This is a genomic window from Paraburkholderia sp. (genome assembly GCF_035501035.1).
Lineage (GTDB): Bacteria > Pseudomonadota > Gammaproteobacteria > Burkholderiales > Burkholderiaceae > Paraburkholderia.
In genome coordinates this window covers 1-17,371 of the sequence record NZ_DATJWR010000015.1, presented here as the reverse complement: position 1 = coordinate 17,371, position 17,371 = coordinate 1, and the positions used below count along the sequence as shown (strand labels likewise).

The following is a 17,371-nucleotide window of genomic DNA, read 5'->3' as shown; positions in this document are numbered from 1 at the left end:
AAACACCCCCGCCTGCGACGATTTTTGACAGTAACGCGTTGCGCCGCGCCAACGCAGCATGGCCGCAAACCCCATCCCCGCAAGCGTTTGCGACGATGTTGTCGTGCAGCCTCACACGGTTTGTGCAGCCTCCGTCCTCCCTCGTTCTTGCCTTCGCGTTCCTCATGACCGCCATCCTCACACCCGCCACGCTCGCCTTCCGCGAGGACGGCACACCGTTTTCTCCCGTCTACGGCGACATCTATCACAGCGTTTCCGGCGCATTCGCACAGGCGGAAGCCGTCTTCCTGCACGGCAATGAACTGCCGCAACGCTGGCAGGGGCGGCGGATTTTCACGGTGGTCGAGACCGGCTTCGGCTTGGGCGTGAACTTTCTCGCCACGTGGTCCGCATGGCGCGACGACCCGGCGCGCTGCGAGCGGCTGCATTTCGTCTCGGTGGAGAAGCATCCTTTCACGCGCAACGATCTGCGCGCGGCGCTCGGCGCGGTCGTTGCGCACACACGCGAAGCCGAGTTGGCGCGCGAACTCGTCGACGCATGGCCGATGCTCGTGCCCGGCACGCACCGGCTCGAATTCGAGGGCGGACGGGTGGTGCTCACGCTCGTCTTCGGCGATGCGCTCGAGGTATTTCCCAAACTGTGGATGCGCGCCGACGCGATCTACCTCGACGGCTTCGCGCCCGCGAAGAATCCCGATCTGTGGTCGCCGGCCATCTTCAAGGCACTTGCACGCATCGCGGGTGACGACGCCACCTTCTCGACCTGGAGCAGTTCGGGCGACGTGAAGCGCGCGCTGCTGCAAAACGGCTTCGAATACCGCAAGGTGGAAGGCTTCGGCGGCAAGCGGGCGATGCTGTCCGGGCGCTTCGCGCCGCGCTGGCGCGTGCGCCGCCATGAGCCGCCTTTGCCGCTCGCGCTGCGCGAACGGCATGCGGTCGTCGTGGGAGCGGGGCTCGCGGGCTGCGCACTGGTCGAGCGGCTTGCCGCGCGCGGCTGGCGCGTGACGCTCATCGAGCGCAACGCGGCCCCCGCGCAGGAGGCGTCGGGCAATCCGGCCGGCGTATTTCACCCGCTGATTTCGCGCGACGACAGCAGCGCCTCGCGTATCACGCGAGCGGGCTTTCTCTACGCGCTGCGGCGCTGGGCTGCGCTCGAAGCGGCCGGCCATGCGCCCAAGCGCACGCACGCCGGCTTGCTCCATCTCACCACCGACGACGAATCGCGCGCGGTCGCCGCGATGCTCCAATCGTTCGGGTATCCCAACGAATTTGTGAGCGCCGTCACACATGAGGAGGCTCAGGCGTTGGCCGGGGTCGCGCTGGCACGAGGACAAGGCGGACAAAGCGGACAAGGCGGGTGGTTCTATCCGCATGGCGGCGCCATCGATCCGGCTTCGTTGTGCCGCGCGCAATGCGCCTTCGCCGCGGCGCTGCCCGGCGCGCAGGTCGAGAGACGTTTCGGTGTACGTATCGGTCACGTTGCGCGCACAGGGGCGGAAGATTGCGGCGAATGGCAGGTGTACGACGACGCCGGGCAGCTCGTCGCCAGCGCGGGCGTGGTGATCTTCGCGAACGCGCAGGACGCCTCGCGCGCCGCCGCGCTCGCGCATGCGCCCACGCGCATCGTGCGCGGCCAGCTCACGCTCGTCGACCCCAGCCCGCTGGCAAACCTGCGTGTGCCCGTGATCGGCGAGGGCTATGCGGTCCCGCTAGACGGCGGGGTGACGCTGGCCGGCGCCACCTACGAAGTCGACGACGCGGACGGCACGCTGCGCGCCGCCGGCCATGCCGAGAATCTCGAGCGTGTCGCGCACATGCTGCCGGAGCTCGCCGCCGCGCACGGCGACTTCACGGGGCGCGTGGCGTTTCGCTGCGTGACGAGCGACCGCATGCCGATGCTGGGCCAACTCGGCGACGAAGACGCTGCCCGCCGCGACGCGGCGCGCCTCGCCGGTGCATGGCCACTGGACTTGCCGCGCACGCCCGGGCTCTACGGAGCCTACGCGTTTGGCTCGCGCGGGCTCGTATGGGCCGCGCTCGGTGCCGAGCTGATCGCCTCGCAGCTGGAAGGCGAGCCCTGGCCCCTGGAGCGCGATCTCGCGGACCATCTCGATCCGGCCCGCTTCCTTCAGCGCGCCTTGCGTCAACGCAGTCTTTGAGCGCCGGGTGAAGCGCCTGGCCAGCCGGGGGTTATCCCCGGTAATCTGTGGATAACCGCGCGAATTGCCTGCGAATCCCGTGTGGAACCGATGTGGACGTAAACGGGGTAACCCGGCATGCCGCACGCGAGGCCCGAAAGTTGTTCCTCGAAGCTCGTACGGTCCGCACACGCTTTGCGCCCGGTTGTGCGGCGGCCAACCTGCTGATCTCTTTCGGTAAACCGGGGTTATCCACAGGAAATCCAGGTGCTTGTTAACTCTTACTACGTATACATACGGTAAACCGTAAACCACAAGGCTGACGCCATCGTTATCGAGCGGACGGCGTCTCCAAACCGGATCCAGAAGCGCGAACGCCAGGTTCCGCAATAGCGGTCATTTTTTCCGCACCCACCGTCAAACGCACGCAATGCGGGCGCAATTACCGTCTTCGTGACGGCTTTCCGATCGACGCGGACAATTGCAAAAAAGCTATGGCACAATCGCCGTTCTTTCCGCGTCGAACGCCGCACGAGACGGCCGACGTATCCAAGGAACGGTTGCCCCTCTTCCCGAATCTGAGTGCTCAGGGAAGTTGGCAGCGTTCGTTCATCCAACGCGGGCGCCGCCATACCACACGGAACGCGCCCGTACCGGCTGTCCGCCGCACCGCAACGTGCCGGCGCAGTGGTTTCCCGCACTCGCAGCAGGAAGCACAAGTCCACGTCGGCTCGCCGCAGAGGCGCGCCGGCCGGCCACATCGCAATGCACGGCACGCGGCTTGCCTGCGTGCCAGTCGTTTGTCGATCTAACGTCGGACAGCCGGACTGTCTTCCTGAAAAGGAGAAGCCACCACGATGAAGTCGGCGTTTTCGTTTTTTCCCGCCTGGCCGTTGCCGCTCGACGGTATTTTCTGGGCCGGGCTCGCGCTCCTCGCCGCCGGTCTGTGCGGCGAGCTCTGCTATCGCGCGTGGCGCCTGCCGCGGATTGCCGGCTATGGGGTGATCGGGTTGATCGCCGGGTCGGCCGGGTTTGGCGTGATCGACGCCAACGTCGGCACGTCCGCGCGACCGCTGCTCGATGTCGCGCTAGGCCTGCTGCTTTTCGAACTGGGCAGCCGGCTCGACCTGCGCTGGATCCGCCGCAATCCGTGGCTGATCCTCTCGAGTCTCGCCGAGGCGACGCTCACCTTCGTGCTCGTGCTCGTCGTGCTGCTGTTCCTCTCCGTGCCGGCGATGATCGCGCTCGTCGTGGCCGCGATTGCCATGGCCACGTCGCCCGCCATGGTGATCCAGCTGAAAACCGAGTTGCGCGCCGAAGGCCAGGTCACGCAGCGCCTGCTCACGCTCACGGCGCTCAACAGCATGTATGCCGTGGTCGTCGAAAAGCTCGCCTCGAGCTGGCTGCACCAGGAAATCTACGGAAACATGTTCGCGACGATTCTTCAGCCGCTCTACCTCTTGATCGGCTCGCTGATTCTCGCGTTCGTGCTTGCCGAGGCGTGCATGCTTTTTTACCGCCGCCTGAGCCCGCAGGACGAGCACTCTTTCGTGGCGCTCTTCGGCCTCGTGCTGCTCGCGATCGCCATCGCCCATCTGCTCAAGCTCTCGACGATCCTGAGCCTGCTCGCCGCGGGCATCATCGTGAAGAACTTCGAAGCGCGCCCGCAGCTATGGCCGCAGCACTTCGGCACGGCCGGCTGGCTACTCACCGTGATTCTCTTCGTGCTCACGCTCACGACCTTCGAGTGGCACGACATCCTCGTGGGCGGCGTGGCGGCGGCAGGGCTGATCGTCGCGCGCCTCGTGGCGAAACTCGTCGGTGTGCTGATTTTCGCCAAGCCGAGCGGGCTCCACTGGAAGCAGGGCATCGCGCTCGGCCTCGCTCTCACGCCGATGTCGGCGCTAGCGCTGCTGCTCGTCGAGGACACGTATGAACTTTATCCGTCGTTCGATCCGCGGCTGCGCGCGATCATCCTTTGCGCGATCGTCGTGCTGCAGCTCCTCGGACCGTGGGTCGTCTACCGCATGCTTGCGCTCGTCGGCGAACGCGGCGAACAATGAAACACGCGGCGCCCGCGCCGCACCGTAAGGGGACGCCATGTCACTGGAATCTTTCGTCGACTCGAAGCCGTTCACGTTCGGCGTCGAACTCGAAATGCAGATCGTCAACACGCACGACTACGATCTGACAAAGGCGGGTAGCGACCTCATGCGCCTCATCAAAGATCAGGAGATTCCGGGCAACATCACGCCCGAAATCACCGAAAGCATGATCGAGCTCTCCACCGGTATCTGCACGACGCACGAGCAGGCCGTGACCGATCTGCGCAAGATTCGCGACGTGCTCGTCGCCGCGGCCGACCGGCTCAACGTCGGCCTGTGCGGCGGCGGCACGCACGCGTTTCAGCAGTGGAGCGACCGGCGCATCGTGGATACGCCGCGCTTTCAATACCTTTCCGAACTCTACGGCTACCTCGCCAAGCAGTTCACGGTGTTCGGGCAGCACGTGCACATCGGCTGCCCCGACGCGGACAGTGCGCTATTCCTGCTGCACTCCCTGTCCCGCTTCATCCCGCACTTCATCGCGCTTTCGGCGTCGTCGCCCTATGTGCAGGGTGTGGACACCGGCTTTCACTCGGCACGACTGAATTCCGTGTTCGCGTTTCCGCTTTCGGGCCGCGCGCCTTTCGTGCTGAGCTGGGAAGAGTTCAAGGCGTACTTCTCGAAGATGGTGCACACGGGCGTTGTCAACAGCATGAAAGACTTCTACTGGGACATCCGCCCCAAGCCTGGTTTTGGCACGATCGAGGTGCGCGTGATGGACACGCCGCTTTCGGTGGAGCGGGCCGCTGCGATCGCCTGCTACATCCAGACGCTCGCGCGCCATTTGCTCACCGATCGCCCGATCGCGCCGCTCGAGGACGACTACCTCGTGTACACGTTCAACCGTTTCCAGGCGTGCCGTTTCGGCCTTGCCGGCACTTGCGTGAATCCGCAGACGGGCGAACGCCGCACGATTTCCGAAGACATTCTCGAAACGCTGGATCGGATCGCGCCGCACGGCGAGGCGCTCGGCTCGACGCGCGCGCTCACGGAGGTCGGCACGATCGCCCGCGCGCAGACCAACGACGCCTCCTGGCTGCGCGGCGTGGTGGCCGAGGAGAAGTCGCTGCACGAAGCCGTGCGGCAGCAGTGCTTGCGTTGGCGTGCGTGAGGGGAGAGGGATAAGTGCAGGACCACTGACCGAATTTGCGCGGGTGCCGGCGAGGCCCTGCGCCGGGCAAGCAAGGCTTAAGGGCAGCTTTCGGGCTGCCCTTCATGCTTGGGGGGACAGAAAACAGGCGAAATTTGGGTCGCGCGCGGCCGTCACCCCACTTTTTCGAGGTAGTCAAAAAATTTTTTTTGTTTACTTCGAGGTACCAGGGGGTTCTAATTTTTTTGACCTTGGTCCCGACATGCACCATATTCAATGGCAATAGGTGCATGCTTTTGTGGGTAAACTTCGAAATCCCTGCAAACTCAATGGACTGCGTAATGACCGGGGCGCGAGAAACTGGCAGATTCCAGTTGCGTTTGCGACAGAAATCCGCCATAACGCAGCAAGCGTCCTGGGCGAAGAATGCGTGTTATCAGGACGCTGTGCACATGGCGGCAGCGCGCTTATCAACGGGTTATCCACAATTCGCATTGGATAAGTTAGCTGTGCGATTTGCCACTCTCGCATAGAATGGCGGTTTGCTGCTTGGGCGTCGCGACGGAAGGGGAGTTTTCGCCGCCTGCGGCAAGAAGCACAGCTGTGCAACGCATGCCATGGCGTGTGTGTTGCAGGATTGTTTGAGGTGCGGCGTTCGGGGTTCCCGGACGCAAGCGTTCCCACAGGCCGTCGGCCAAAGCGGCGGCTGACGATGCAGCGCAAGCTGCCAATAACCAGCGAAAGACTATGAGCGAAGGCGTATACGGAGAGCAGGCAGCCGGGCGGGTGACCCATAGCCTGTTGCGACTTAGCACGGCAATGCGGAGCCAGGCGTGGGACTGGGCCGAAGGGGCAGGACTCACGCCTACCCAGGGCGAAATTCTCGTGCTGCTGATGCAGCGCAAGGGCCCGATGCGGCTCGGCGAGATCGCGCGAGAGACGGCACTCACGGCCGCCACGACCAGCGATGCGGTGAGCACGCTTGAAACCAAGGGGCTCGTGGAAAAGCGTCGCGCGCTCGACGACGGCCGCGCACTTGCGGTGCGTCTCACCACGCGCGGCCGCACTGCGGCGAAGAAGGCGGCACAGTGGCCGGACTTCCTCTCGAAAGCGGTGAGCACATTGCGTGTCGAAGAGCAGTCCACGCTCTATCGCACGCTGCTCAAGACGGTTTATCTGCTCGAATCGCAGGAAACCAGCCCGCAGCACCGCATGTGCCTGACCTGCTCGCAATTCGAGCCGAGCAAGAATGCGAAGAAGACGCCGCATCATTGCCGGCTGCTTAACATCGATATGGCAGACACCGACCTGCGTCTCGATTGCTCGGTGTACGAACCGGCCGATGCGACGACCCAGAAGAAGAACTGGAAGATCTTCGCGGTATAACGCCGCCGCTGCGCCGCCGTCCCGCTGCGGGCGGCGCGCATGTACGCGTTTGTCCCTCGCGCGCGTTTTGCATGTCATGCACGGTAATGCGGCGCATCCCGATGCAGATTGTGTGTGACGCGTTTGCGAGGAAATTCGCATAGGTGTCACAAGTTTTTTGTCACGACCGTTCGCGCAAACGTTCGTCTCGAGCCATGCAGAAGCGGTGACATGCATGTTGACGCGTATGTTGACTTACAGGCTGCCGACCGCCGGCCCGGGAATATGCCGATGAATCGCGAAGTATTGGCCATCCGCCATGTCTATTTCGAGGACCTCGGCAGTTTCGAGCGCGTGCTCGGCGACCGCGGACGTCCGGTGCGGTACGTGGACGTCGGCTTCGCGCGCATCGGCGCGCTCAATCCGTTGTCGGCGTCGCTCATGGTGATCCTGGGTGGTCCGATCAACGCGTGCGACGACGCACGCTATCCCACACTCGTTCCTCTCGCCGCGATGATCGAAAAGCGCATTGCGGCCGGATTGCCCACGCTCGGCATCTGCCTCGGCGCGCAGCTCATTGCGCGAGTGCTCGGCGCACGTGTATACGCCGGGCCCCAGCCCGAGATCGGCTGGACGCCGCTTGCGCTCACCGAAGCCGGCCGCGCCTCGCCGCTGCGGCACCTCGACGGCTCGGCAACCTCCATGCTGCACTGGCATGGCGATACCTTCGATTTGCCGCAGGGCGCGACGCGCCTCGCGTCCACGGCGCTGTGCGAAAACCAGGCGTTTTCGTGGGGCAGCCACGTGGTTGGCCTGCAATGCCATCCTGAAGTACGCGCCGACCGCTTCGAGCCCTGGCTGATCGGCAATGCCGGCGAAATCGCCACGGCAGGCGTCGACGTGAACGCGCTTCGTGAGGAAACGGCACGGCACGGCCCGCTTCTCGAAGTGCAGGCGAGCCGCATGTTCGGCGAATGGCTCGACGCCGTCGACGCACACATGGCCGCAAGCCCACCCTGAAGCACCGCGCGCGGCGAGGTGCCGCGCTCACGACTTTCCTCTGTCGAGCGCGCGAAAAAGCTGCGTGCTATTCTCGGACGCTCCCGACTATCGTCCGTGGGGCTCCCATGAGCAAGCTCTTCTCTCCGCTCGAACTGCGTGGCGTGACGCTCGCCAATCGCATCGTCGTTTCGCCGATGTGCCAGTATTCCGCCGATCGCGGCGAAGCCAACGACTGGCACATGATCCATCTCGGTCACCTCGCGCTCTCGGGCGCCGCGATGCTGTGTATCGAAGCGACTGCTGTCGAACCCGATGGCCGCATCACGCCGGGCTGTCTCGGTTTGTGGGACGACGCGACCGAAGCGGCGCTCGAGCCCGTCATTGCCGCCATCCGCCGATATTCGCCGATTCGCATCGCGATGCAGATCTCGCACGCGGGGCGCAAGGCATCGAGCCACGTGCCGTGGGACGGGGGCCAGCTGATTTCGGTTGCGGACGGCGGGTGGCTCCCGCATGCGCCTTCGGCGCTCCCGCACAAGGAGGACGAACCGCCGCCGCTCGCACTCGACGTCGCGGGCCTCAATCGTGTGCGCGATGCGTTCGTGGCTACGGCGCGCCGTGCCGCGCGCCTTGGCATCGACGCGCTCGAACTGCATGCGGCGCACGGTTATCTGCTGCACCAGTTCCTCTCGCCCATCGCGAATCAGCGCAGCGACGAGTATGGCGGCTCGCGCGAGAACCGCATGCGCTTTCCGCTCGAAGTGTTCGATGCCGTGCGCGCCGAATTCCCCGCTGATCGTCCGATCGGCGTGCGTGTCTCCGCGACGGATTGGGTCGACGGCGGCTGGACGCCCGACGACACCGTGGTATTCGCGCAGGCGCTCAAGCAGCGTGGCGCGGACTGGATCGACGTGTCATCGGGCGGCGTGTCGCCATTGCAGAAGATTCCGCTGGAGCCGGGTTATCAGGTGCCGTTCGCGCGCAAGGTGAAGGCCGAAACCGGCATGACGACGATCGCGGTGGGCCTCATCACCGACGCGTTGCAGGCCAATCAAATCGTCGAGGACGGTGAAGCCGACATGATCGCAATGGCGCGCGCGATGCTCTACGATCCGCGTTGGCCGTGGCACGCCGCGGCACAACTCGGGGCGAGCGTGAGCGCGCCGCCGCAGTACTGGCGTTCGCAGCCGCGCGACCTGAAGAAGCTGTTCGGCGAGACGACGCTCGGGCAGCGCTGAGACGCATGTTGCGCAATGCCGCTCGCGCGCGGCATACGGGTTGAACGAAAGCAGCGCGAGCGTGTACGATGCCGTCTGTGGCGCGCCGGGCGTCACACGAGCGCGGCGCCAAATCGGCGCCGCGTTTTTGCGTCGGGGCCAGGTCCGCTGCAGGGCCAGGCAGGCTGTCAGGGCACGGCTTCATGAGAAAGCCGCAGGCGGCGCGCGAGAGGATCCGTCCAGCGCCGCTTGTCATGACCCGGGTGGTCTTCCCCGGTACTTCACAAGGATTCATTCAATGAATGTACGCAGGATCGTCGTGCGCCAGTCGGGCGTGCACGGCAAGGGCGTGTTTGCGGCAGTCCCCATTGCGGCCGGCGAGCGGCTGATCGAATACAAGGGCGAGCGCATCTCGTGGAAGGAGGCGCTGCGCCGTCATCCGCACAATCCAGCTGAACCGAATCACACGTTCTATTTCGCGCTCGACGACGGTGACGTGATCGACGGCAAGGTGAACGGCAACAGCGCGCGCTGGATCAACCACTCGTGCGCACCGAACTGCGAAGCCGAGGAAATCGACGGGCACGTCTACATTCACGCGCTGACCGACATCGCGCAAGGCGAAGAGCTGTTCTACGACTATGGCCTCGTGATCGACGCGAAGCAGACGAAGAAGCTCAAGCGCGAATACGAATGCCGCTGCGGCGCCCGCAAGTGCCGCGGCACCATGCTCGCAACGCCCGAGAACGAGAAGAGCGCGAAGGGCTCGAAGAGCAAGGGCAAAAAGAAGAAGTAAGCGACGCTTTCACCGCATCGCAGATCGTCTGTCGTAGAACGAGCAAGGGCCGCAAATTGAGCGGCCCTTGTCGTTTTCATCGCGCGTGCGGATTCAGAGATCGATGCTCGCCTGGTGGGCCGGCTTCTTGTTGCTATGCGTCTGACTGGATGCGAGATCGGATGCGGCAGCATGAACTGGCGCCGTCTCGGCGGGCGAGGATTCCCTCATGTTGCTCGTGTCTTTGGCTTCCCTGCCGGCAGGCGCGCGGCGATTCACGAGCGGCACGCGTACGATGAAGCGCGCGCCGCCTTCGGGCGCATCTTCGTAATGCACGCTGCCACGGTGCAGCGTCATGATGTCGTGGACGATCGCGAGACCCAGGCCCGCGCCGCTGTCCACGCCGCTCTCGCTTTGGCCGTCGCCGCGGAAGAAGCGCTTGAAGAGGTCCGCCTGCTGCGTAGCGGGGACGCCGCGCCCGTTGTCTTCCACGACGATCTCGGCCATCGGCATGCCGTCGGCGACTACCTGCGTGACGGTCACGGTTATACGCCCGCCGTCCACGCGCGCGGGCGGCAGATACTTGAGCGCATTGTCGAGCAGGTTCGCGATGACTTCATGCAGCAGCACGGGGTTGCCGCGCACCATCAGCGGCGTGTCGTTTTCAGGGTCGTCGAGGCGCTGGAAGCCGAGGTCGACATGGCTCGCGAGCGCGCGCGGGACCCATTCGGCGCCGGTCTCGAAGGCGAGCGTGGCCATATCGATATCGACGAAACGCGCGGCCTGCTCGCCCGGCTCCGCGCGCGCGAGCGACAGCAGCTGATTCGACAGGCGTACCGCGCGATCGGCGGCTGCACGCAGCTCGCGCACGGCGTCATTGACCTTTTGCGGCTCGCGCGCGATCACGGCCTGCTCCGCATGCAGCTTCACTGCCGTGAGCGGCGTGCGCAACTGGTGCGCGGCGTCGGCGATGAACTTGCGCTGCGCTTCGAGCGCGCTCTTCAGACGGCCGAGCAGGGCGTTGAGCGCGCCGGTGAGCGGACGGATCTCGACGGGCACATAGGTTTCGTCGACGGGTTCGAGCGAGGTGTGCGTCTGGCGGTTGAGCGAATCGGCGAGCGCGGTGAGCGGGTTGAGCTGCTGGTTGACCACGCGCCACACGATGACCCAGCCGGCGAGCAGCAAGAGCAGCAGCGGCATCATGATCGCGACGAGAAACTCGGCCGCGATGCGAAACCGATGATGCACGGGCTGCCCGACTTCGACGACGATCGGATTGCCGGCGGGCTGCGGCACGCGCACCTGCGCGACGCGCATGCTCACGCCCTCGTACATCGTTTCGAACACGTACGCGTAGTGCATGCGGCGAACGTTTGTGCCGTGCAGAGGCAGGTTGCGGTCGCCGGCGATTTCCGTCTCACCGTTGCTGATGCGGTAGACGAGATGCTCGACGGGGTCGGAGAACATCGCCTGCGCAAGCGGCGGCACGGTGGTGGGCGCGTCGGCGCCCGCGATCTGGATCTGCCGGGAAATGGCCGTGGCGAGGTCGGCAAGCGAGCGGTCGACCACGTGCTGCGTGTATTGCCACGCGAGCCAATAGGCGATCAGGCCGCTCATCAGCGCGAGCAGCGAAAGCGGGGCGGCGAGGCGCCGCAGCAGTGTTCGCCGCAGACTCGTTGCGGCAGGCGGGGACATGATGGCTTCGGGGCGAATAATGAATCGTGGGTGCGGCAGGCTGCGCCATACGGGACCGATCCATTGTACGCGGGCCGCACTCGTGGCGGCATAGGCGCCATGGGGTGCAGACGGCGGCGGAGCATTCCGCCGCCGCACGACGGCTCAGGAACGAGGCGGATCAGGCCGCCTGGCGGATTTCCTGCAGCAGATAGCCGAAGCCGCGCACCGTGACGATCTCGACACGGCAGCTCTCGAGCTTCTTGCGCACGCGGTGCACGTAGACTTCGATCGCGGTGTCGCCGAGGTCGCCGCCGAAGTGCGTGAGGTGGTCCTGCAGTTGCGCCTTGCTCACGACACGGCCATGACGCAGCAGCAGCATTTCGAGCACGGCGAATTCGCGTGGCGAGAGTTCGAGCGGCTTGTCGTCGTTGAAGATGCGGCGATCGACGCCCGACAGGCGTACGCCGCCAAGCGAGACTTCAGGGCGCGGCACGTCGCCGTGCGGTCCGCTGCGGCGCATCACGGCGCGAATGCGTGCCTCGAGCTCCGCGGGCTCGAACGGCTTGAGCATGTAGTCGTCGGCGCCCGAGTTCAGGCCCTGGACGCGGTCGTTCAGCTCGTCGCGGGCCGTCAGCACGATGACGGGGGTGTGCCGGTTGCTCTGACGAAAGCGCGACAGCAGCGTCATGCCGTCGATGCCGGGCAGGCCGAGATCGAGGATCACGAGCTCATGGCGATTCTGCGTGAGGGCCTGTTCGGCAAAGATGCCGTCGTGGACCATGTCGACCGTGAAGCCGGCTTGTTCGAGGCTGGACTGGATACCGCGTGCGATAGGGCGGTCGTCTTCGATCAGAAGGAGTCGCATGGAATTCGCTCAAGTACAATGGGTTTAGCGTTCAGGCACGCAGTTCGCGAAGTGTCGCTCGTGGGACTTCAAGCACAGCGACTGAGCGGCGCCGCGTGCGACGGTTGCACGATCACGATCCACATGTCCGACATCTCGATCACCGAACTCGAAGCCGCGATCAACTTCTGGCGCAACCGCTCGCCTTCGAGCGGCGACGAACTCGCGTTGTGCCAGGAGGCAAGCGCGCTCTCCAAGCCGTATGCGCTGCTGATTGTACAGCGTCAGAACGCCATCTCGCCGGAACGTTTGGAGCCGATTGCCCGCGCTGCCTGGGAGTCTTACGTATCCCACAAGAATAGCCTTCAAAGCTGAAGGTTTGCGCGTCCGATACCCTGCATTATGCTTTCATGGCGCGATGCGCGCTCGCTGTGCGCACCGCGTAGCCGTACACTGCGCGCTTGATTGTGCCTACACTCTGTACGCGGTAGTGCCTATGCGCTGAGCAGACCCGGCGCGATCGAATCGATGAACTGCGCGAGCGCAATGTCGCGCGAGGTGAGGCCGTCGGCCTCGTGCGTCGAAAGCGTGATCTCCACGCGGTTGTACACGTTGAACCACTCGGGGTGATGGTTCATTTCTTGCGCCTTGATCGCCACGCGGGTCATGAAGCCGAACGCTTCGTTGAAGTCGGCGAAGCGGAATTGGCGCTGGATCGCGTCGCGGCCCGCAACGGCCTGCCAGCCGCGCAAGTCGGCGAGCTGCGTGGCTCGCTCTTCGGATGTGAGTCGGTTGATCATCGTTGCACCTTTCTTGAGCTAAGCTAGGGGGCCCGGCATGCGCCGTAGCCCCATCAGCCATTTTTTCACGGATAGGGCACGCGTGCTTGCGCCCCGGTCATGCGAGCCGCGTGCGTGTTGCGGCGAAACGGCCGTGCGTGCAAACGTGCGGCCGTGCGGCGCTCGAGCGTTCAAACATCGCCATCGTCGAGCCAGCCTTCGCGCGTGCCGCGCGTGATGACCGTATCGCATTGCAGCACGTCGCCGGCGCCATGAGGCTGCGCCGAGATCAGCGCCGACGGATCGGCGAGGCGCGAGTCGATGCCCGCGCCGAGCGCTTCGAAGAGTTGCGCGAACGAGTCGATCACGAAGTAGGTTTTCTGGAACGTGTCGATGCGATAGCGCGTGCGCAGCACGCGATCGAGGTCGAACGCAAGACGGTTGGGCGCCGCGCTCTCTACGCTGTACAGCGTCTCGCCCTTGCTCGACACGATGCCCGCACCGTAGATCTTCACGCCGTTGGGCGCGCTCGCGTCGCGCATCAGGCCGAATTCGACCGTGTACCAGTAAAGCCGGGCGAGCAGCGGCAGCGCGCGCGCCTCGACGGCAAGCGCCGCTCGGCCGTAGGCGTGGATCGCATCGGCAAAAATGGGGTCGGTGAGCAGCGGCACGTGGCCGAACAGGTCGTGGAAGCAGTCGGGTTCCTGCAGGTAGTCGAGCTGATCGGGGCGGCGCATCCACCAGGTGACCGGAAAGCGCCGGTTAGCAAGGTGTTCGAAGAAAATGCGGTCGGGCACGAGGCCCGGAACGGCGACGATGCGCCAGCCCGTTGCCGCCGTCAGGCGCTCGCTCACCTGCGCGAAGGAGGGCACGTGGGCGACGTTCAGGCCAATGCGCAGCGCGCCCTCGATGAACGCGTCGCAGGCGCGGCCTTCGAGCAGGGCGCGCTGACGACGGAACAGGCGGTCCCAGACCGCGTGATCGGCCGCGCCGTAGCGATCGAGCGGCTGATCGATCGTGAAATCGGGACGGATGGTGAGACCCGCGTCGAACTGCTCCTGCAGTTTCGCGGTGGCGGCGGCCATGTTCGTAACGCTCCACTAAAAAGGCTTTGTGTTGTGCAAGTGTAGAGCGGGCAGCGTGCGTAATGTGCGCGTATTGGCTGAGATGCGGGGCGTGCATGCGATAATCGAGCATCGATAACTCAATCAATGCGGATTGCATTCATGTTCGAACTCGACCACTTCGATCTGGCGCTTCTCGATGTGCTGCAGCGCTTTGGCCGCGCCACGCATCAGCAGCTCGGCGAGCAGGTTCCGCTCTCGCCTTCGCAGATCGGCCGGCGGCTGCAACGTCTCGAAGCATCGGGGGTGATCGACGGCTATCGCGTGGTGCTCAGGCCCGAAAAGCTCGGGCTAGGCGTGACCGCGTTCACGAGCCTCAAGCTCAAGCATCATGGGGATTCGATCATCGAGCAGTTCCAGCAGCAGATCGACGTGCTGCCCGAAGTGCTCGAATGCCATGCCGTGGTGGGGGACGCCGACTATTTGCTGCGCATCGTCGCGCCCGATCTGAACGCGCTCTCGACCTTCGTCATGAAGAAGCTCATGCGCGTGCCCGGCGTGGACAGCGTGCGCTCGAACATCGTGCTCACCACGTTCAAGCGCAATGGGCCGCTGCCGCTCGGGCATCTGGAACCGGGCGCCCCGGCGGCGTGAGCGCGGCGGGCCGCAAGGGCCCGCTTTCAGCAAACCTCAAGGAGACCTCAAGGAAACTTCGGCTTTCAGGCCGCGTTGGCCATATTGAGCAGATCCACATACGCCACCGCTACGAGATCACTCTCGTCCACGCCGAGCTTCGCGAACACCGCGTGCGCCTCGGCTTCGCCGCCTTGCTCGTCGTCTTCGGGCCCGAGCACCACTTCCAGCTCGACGAAGTCGCCGAGGCCGTCCACGCGATCCAGATGGATGCGCGTGCGCCCCGCGAAATACACGTGGCGTTCCTTCGAAACGATGCCGCGCGTGGTGAGCGCCGTGGCGAGCAGCGAGTGCATCGCTTCGGCATTGGTGACGGGGCTGCGCGTGTAGTACGAGGCCTTCGGGCCGTCGCGGTCGTCGCGCTGGTAGAAGATCAGCTCGGGCGGCGTGCCGTCGTCGAACTGGCGCAGCTTCAGGCGGCCACGCGGCACGTCGTAGAAGAAGTCCTGCTGGCGAAAGATCAGCGGCGCATCCGGGGCAAGCTGGGCGGCGCGCTCGCGCAGGGCGTCGAACTCACGGGCGCGGGCTTTGATTTCGATGTTGCGGGCCATGCGAGGCTCTCCTGTGGTGAAACGAGGAACGGGGGAACGAGGGAACGATGGGCGAAACGCGGAACGCGCCGCGCAGGGCGTACACGCCGGGCAGCGTGCCGAAAACGCGGAGCGAATTACGAATCTAGCAAAACTTGCGTGACAGCACTGTTACATAGGCAACAGCGAGGCACCGGCGAGGCAACGCTACCGCAGTTTCGGGCCGCGTGCCGCATGGGTGCATCTTCATGAGTGCGGCTCATATCGCCCATTGCGTTTCTATGGATTTGAGTGCCGCCGCGATGGCGGGCTCGTCGCGGCGCGCGGCGAGCGTGATGAAGGTGAGCTCGGTGGGCACCGTCACGCCCTCGACGATGGTGAGCGCGTGCGCATGCGCCTCGGCGATGGCGATCGAATCGCGTGCGAGCGTGAGGCCCACGCCCGACTTCACGAGATCGAGCATCGATGGCTCCTGGTCCACCTCCGCCACCTTCACGGGCTTCGCGTGCGCGGCTTCGAACAGTGTCGTGAGCAGGCGGTTGTGCGCGGAGGCGGGCGGCGTCCAGATCCACGGCAGCGCGGCAAGCGCGCGCCAGTCGCGCGCGCCCTTCACGCGGTCCTTCCAGCCCGCCGGCGCGAGCACACGGTACTGGAAGCGCGTGAGCGTGATGGTGTGGAAGGTATCGGGGTCGGGCGAGGGCTGGCCGATGTAGTAGCCCACGTCGAGCTCGCGCGAGCGCACCTGGTCGAGCACCCAGCCCGACATGCCATGTCGCAGCGCCGTTTCGATCTGCGGCCAGGTCTCGACGAGCTGGCGCAGAAAGCCCCCGAGCCGCAGGAACGCCGGATCGAGAATCGTGCCGATGCGCAGCCGCCCGCGCACTTCGTGCCGCAGCGCGGCAGCGGCGCGCTGCACGTCGCCGGCGGCGGCGAGCGCGCGTTCGGCGTGCGGCAAGAGCGCCTGCCCGTCGCGCGTGAGCGCGAGTCCGTGCGAGGTGCGCGTGAAGAGGGCGACGCCGAGCGCCTCCTGAAGATGCTTGATCTGCAGGCTGACGGCCGGCTGGGTGAGATGCAGATGCGCGGCCGCGCGCGTGAGGTTGCCTTCGCGCGCGACCGTGACGAACGCGCGAAGCAGGGTCAGGTCCATGCCCTGATATTAAACCGCCTTATATCGCAGTTGAGCATTAATTATTGGATCGCGTCCTGGCTTCCCGATTAGGCTAACCGTCATCGAGGCTTCACCACCAAAGAGGCACACATGGGCGAGACACATCAGGGCGACACGGGCGTGCGCACGCTGACGCACTACATCAATGGCAAGCCGCTGGGCGGCACGAGCGAGCGATACGGCGACGTCTTCAACCCGGCCTTCGGCAAGCTGAGCGCTCGCGTGCCGCTCGCGAGCGTGGCCGAAGTCGACGCCGCGGTCGCCGCCGCGAACGCCGCATTCCCGGCGTGGGCCGAGACGGCGCCCATCAAGCGCGCCCGCATTCTGTTCAAGTTCAAGGATCTGCTCGACCAGCACCACGACGAACTCGCCGAGCTCGTCACGCGCGAGCACGGCAAGGTGTTCTCCGATGCGAAGGGCGAGGTGATGCGCGGCATCGAAGTGGTGGAGTTCGCGTGCGGCATTCCCAACCTGCTGAAGACCGATTTCACCGACCAGATCGGCGGGGGCATCGACAACTGGAACCTGCGCCAGCCGCTTGGCGTCGTGGCGGGCATCACGCCGTTCAACTTCCCGATGATGGTGCCGTGCTGGATGTTCCCGATCGCGCTCGCGTGCGGCAACACCTTCGTGCTGAAGCCTTCCGAGCGCGATCCTTCGGCGTCGCTGCGCCTTGCCGAACTGCTGAAGGAAGCGGGCCTGCCCGACGGCGTGTTCAACGTCGTGCACGGCGACAAGGTGGCTGTCGACGCGCTGCTCGCGCATCCCGACGTCACCGCGCTTTCGTTCGTCGGCTCGACGCCAATCGCCGAGTACATCTATACGGAAGGCACGAAGCACGGCAAGCGCGTGCAGGCGCTTGGCGGTGCGAAGAATCACCTTGTCGTGATGCCCGATGCGGACCTCGACCAGGCCGTCGATGCG

At 65.1% G+C, this 17,371-nt stretch carries 16 protein-coding genes; 10 read left to right on the top strand and 6 right to left on the bottom strand.

Going from position 1 to position 17,371, the window contains the following annotated elements:
* Positions 1 to 164: 164 nt before the first annotated feature.
* From mnmC to VMJ11_RS00950, 7 genes are all read left to right on the top strand, one after another.
* On the top strand, positions 165 to 2,159 hold the full coding sequence (mnmC, locus tag VMJ11_RS00980) for a bifunctional tRNA (5-methylaminomethyl-2-thiouridine)(34)-methyltransferase MnmD/FAD-dependent 5-carboxymethylaminomethyl-2-thiouridine(34) oxidoreductase MnmC (protein ID WP_325615994.1): 1,995 nt from the start codon (positions 165 to 167) through the stop codon (positions 2,157 to 2,159).
* A gap of 836 nt (positions 2,160 to 2,995) precedes the next feature.
* Positions 2,996 to 4,201, top strand: coding sequence for a cation:proton antiporter (locus tag VMJ11_RS00975; RefSeq protein ID WP_325615991.1), 1,206 nt, complete (start codon positions 2,996 to 2,998; stop codon positions 4,199 to 4,201).
* A gap of 37 nt (positions 4,202 to 4,238) precedes the next feature.
* Positions 4,239 to 5,354, top strand: coding sequence for a YbdK family carboxylate-amine ligase (locus VMJ11_RS00970; RefSeq protein ID WP_325615988.1), 1,116 nt, complete (start codon positions 4,239 to 4,241; stop codon positions 5,352 to 5,354).
* A 726-nt stretch (positions 5,355 to 6,080) separates the two neighbouring features.
* A complete protein-coding gene (locus VMJ11_RS00965; protein WP_325615987.1) occupies positions 6,081 to 6,719 on the top strand; it encodes a MarR family winged helix-turn-helix transcriptional regulator in 639 nt (212 codons plus the stop codon).
* A 270-nt stretch (positions 6,720 to 6,989) separates the two neighbouring features.
* Positions 6,990 to 7,718, top strand: coding sequence for a glutamine amidotransferase (locus tag VMJ11_RS00960; RefSeq protein WP_325615985.1), 729 nt, complete (start codon positions 6,990 to 6,992; stop codon positions 7,716 to 7,718).
* A gap of 107 nt (positions 7,719 to 7,825) precedes the next feature.
* Positions 7,826 to 8,938 carry an NADH:flavin oxidoreductase/NADH oxidase gene (locus tag VMJ11_RS00955; protein ID WP_325615983.1) on the top strand — a complete coding sequence of 371 codons (1,113 nt, stop codon included), beginning with the start codon at positions 7,826 to 7,828 and terminating at the stop codon, positions 8,936 to 8,938.
* A gap of 277 nt (positions 8,939 to 9,215) precedes the next feature.
* On the top strand, positions 9,216 to 9,713 hold the full coding sequence (locus VMJ11_RS00950; protein WP_325615981.1) for an SET domain-containing protein: 498 nt from the start codon (positions 9,216 to 9,218) through the stop codon (positions 9,711 to 9,713).
* A 93-nt stretch (positions 9,714 to 9,806) separates the two neighbouring features.
* Here the strand turns inward: VMJ11_RS00950 and VMJ11_RS00945 are convergent, their stop codons facing one another.
* Together VMJ11_RS00945 and VMJ11_RS00940 are read right to left on the bottom strand one after the other, a co-directional pair.
* Entirely contained in the window at positions 9,807 to 11,387 is a 1,581-nt protein-coding gene (locus VMJ11_RS00945) for a sensor histidine kinase (protein WP_325615979.1), read from the bottom strand.
* A gap of 160 nt (positions 11,388 to 11,547) precedes the next feature.
* On the bottom strand, positions 11,548 to 12,234 hold the full coding sequence (locus VMJ11_RS00940) for a response regulator (RefSeq protein WP_091999860.1): 687 nt from the start codon (positions 12,232 to 12,234) through the stop codon (positions 11,548 to 11,550).
* Positions 12,235 to 12,357: 123 nt separating this feature from the next.
* Between VMJ11_RS00940 and VMJ11_RS00935 the strand changes: the two genes are divergently transcribed.
* On the top strand, positions 12,358 to 12,588 hold the full coding sequence (locus VMJ11_RS00935) for a DUF3717 domain-containing protein (RefSeq protein WP_325615977.1): 231 nt from the start codon (positions 12,358 to 12,360) through the stop codon (positions 12,586 to 12,588).
* Positions 12,589 to 12,707: 119 nt separating this feature from the next.
* Here the strand turns inward: VMJ11_RS00935 and VMJ11_RS00930 are convergent, their stop codons facing one another.
* Together VMJ11_RS00930 and phhA are read right to left on the bottom strand one after the other, a co-directional pair.
* Positions 12,708 to 13,013, bottom strand: coding sequence for a 4a-hydroxytetrahydrobiopterin dehydratase (locus tag VMJ11_RS00930; protein ID WP_325615975.1), 306 nt, complete (start codon positions 13,011 to 13,013; stop codon positions 12,708 to 12,710).
* 170 nt (positions 13,014 to 13,183) lie between these two features.
* Positions 13,184 to 14,077: a phenylalanine 4-monooxygenase gene (gene phhA, locus VMJ11_RS00925; RefSeq protein WP_325615973.1), complete on the bottom strand. Its 894-nt coding sequence runs from the start codon at positions 14,075 to 14,077 to the stop codon at positions 13,184 to 13,186.
* Between the two features lie 141 nt (positions 14,078 to 14,218).
* Between phhA and VMJ11_RS00920 the strand changes: the two genes are divergently transcribed.
* Positions 14,219 to 14,710: an Lrp/AsnC family transcriptional regulator gene (locus VMJ11_RS00920; protein WP_325615970.1), complete on the top strand. Its 492-nt coding sequence runs from the start codon at positions 14,219 to 14,221 to the stop codon at positions 14,708 to 14,710.
* 65 nt (positions 14,711 to 14,775) lie between these two features.
* Here VMJ11_RS00920 and VMJ11_RS00915 read toward each other — a convergent pair whose 3' ends face one another.
* Both VMJ11_RS00915 and VMJ11_RS00910 read right to left on the bottom strand, forming a co-directional pair.
* On the bottom strand, positions 14,776 to 15,300 hold the full coding sequence (locus VMJ11_RS00915) for a class IV adenylate cyclase (RefSeq protein ID WP_325615968.1): 525 nt from the start codon (positions 15,298 to 15,300) through the stop codon (positions 14,776 to 14,778).
* A gap of 238 nt (positions 15,301 to 15,538) precedes the next feature.
* Entirely contained in the window at positions 15,539 to 16,426 is an 888-nt protein-coding gene (locus tag VMJ11_RS00910) for a LysR family transcriptional regulator (protein WP_325615967.1), read from the bottom strand.
* Positions 16,427 to 16,537: 111 nt separating this feature from the next.
* Here VMJ11_RS00910 and VMJ11_RS00905 point away from each other — a divergent pair.
* Positions 16,538 to 17,371 (top strand): aldehyde dehydrogenase family protein (locus tag VMJ11_RS00905; protein ID WP_325615965.1); only part of this gene is annotated, 834 nt, incomplete at its 3' end.

Coding starts and splice junctions, on each gene's coding strand:
- VMJ11_RS00945 (WP_325615979.1), bottom strand. CDS start 11,387: ATGTCCCCGCCTGCCGCAACGAGTCTGCGGCGAACACTGCTGCGGCGC.
- VMJ11_RS00915 (WP_325615968.1), bottom strand. CDS start 15,300: ATGGCCCGCAACATCGAAATCAAAGCCCGCGCCCGTGAGTTCGACGCC.
- VMJ11_RS00920 (WP_325615970.1), top strand. CDS start 14,219: ATGTTCGAACTCGACCACTTCGATCTGGCGCTTCTCGATGTGCTGCAG.
- VMJ11_RS00965 (WP_325615987.1), top strand. CDS start 6,081: ATGAGCGAAGGCGTATACGGAGAGCAGGCAGCCGGGCGGGTGACCCAT.
- VMJ11_RS00935 (WP_325615977.1), top strand. CDS start 12,358: ATGTCCGACATCTCGATCACCGAACTCGAAGCCGCGATCAACTTCTGG.
- VMJ11_RS00955 (WP_325615983.1), top strand. CDS start 7,826: ATGAGCAAGCTCTTCTCTCCGCTCGAACTGCGTGGCGTGACGCTCGCC.
- VMJ11_RS00910 (WP_325615967.1), bottom strand. CDS start 16,426: ATGGACCTGACCCTGCTTCGCGCGTTCGTCACGGTCGCGCGCGAAGGC.
- VMJ11_RS00960 (WP_325615985.1), top strand. CDS start 6,990: ATGAATCGCGAAGTATTGGCCATCCGCCATGTCTATTTCGAGGACCTC.
- VMJ11_RS00970 (WP_325615988.1), top strand. CDS start 4,239: ATGTCACTGGAATCTTTCGTCGACTCGAAGCCGTTCACGTTCGGCGTC.
- VMJ11_RS00930 (WP_325615975.1), bottom strand. CDS start 13,013: ATGATCAACCGACTCACATCCGAAGAGCGAGCCACGCAGCTCGCCGAC.
- VMJ11_RS00975 (WP_325615991.1), top strand. CDS start 2,996: ATGAAGTCGGCGTTTTCGTTTTTTCCCGCCTGGCCGTTGCCGCTCGAC.
- VMJ11_RS00940 (WP_091999860.1), bottom strand. CDS start 12,234: ATGCGACTCCTTCTGATCGAAGACGACCGCCCTATCGCACGCGGTATC.
- mnmC (WP_325615994.1), top strand. CDS start 165: ATGACCGCCATCCTCACACCCGCCACGCTCGCCTTCCGCGAGGACGGC.
- VMJ11_RS00950 (WP_325615981.1), top strand. CDS start 9,216: ATGAATGTACGCAGGATCGTCGTGCGCCAGTCGGGCGTGCACGGCAAG.
- phhA (WP_325615973.1), bottom strand. CDS start 14,077: ATGGCCGCCGCCACCGCGAAACTGCAGGAGCAGTTCGACGCGGGTCTC.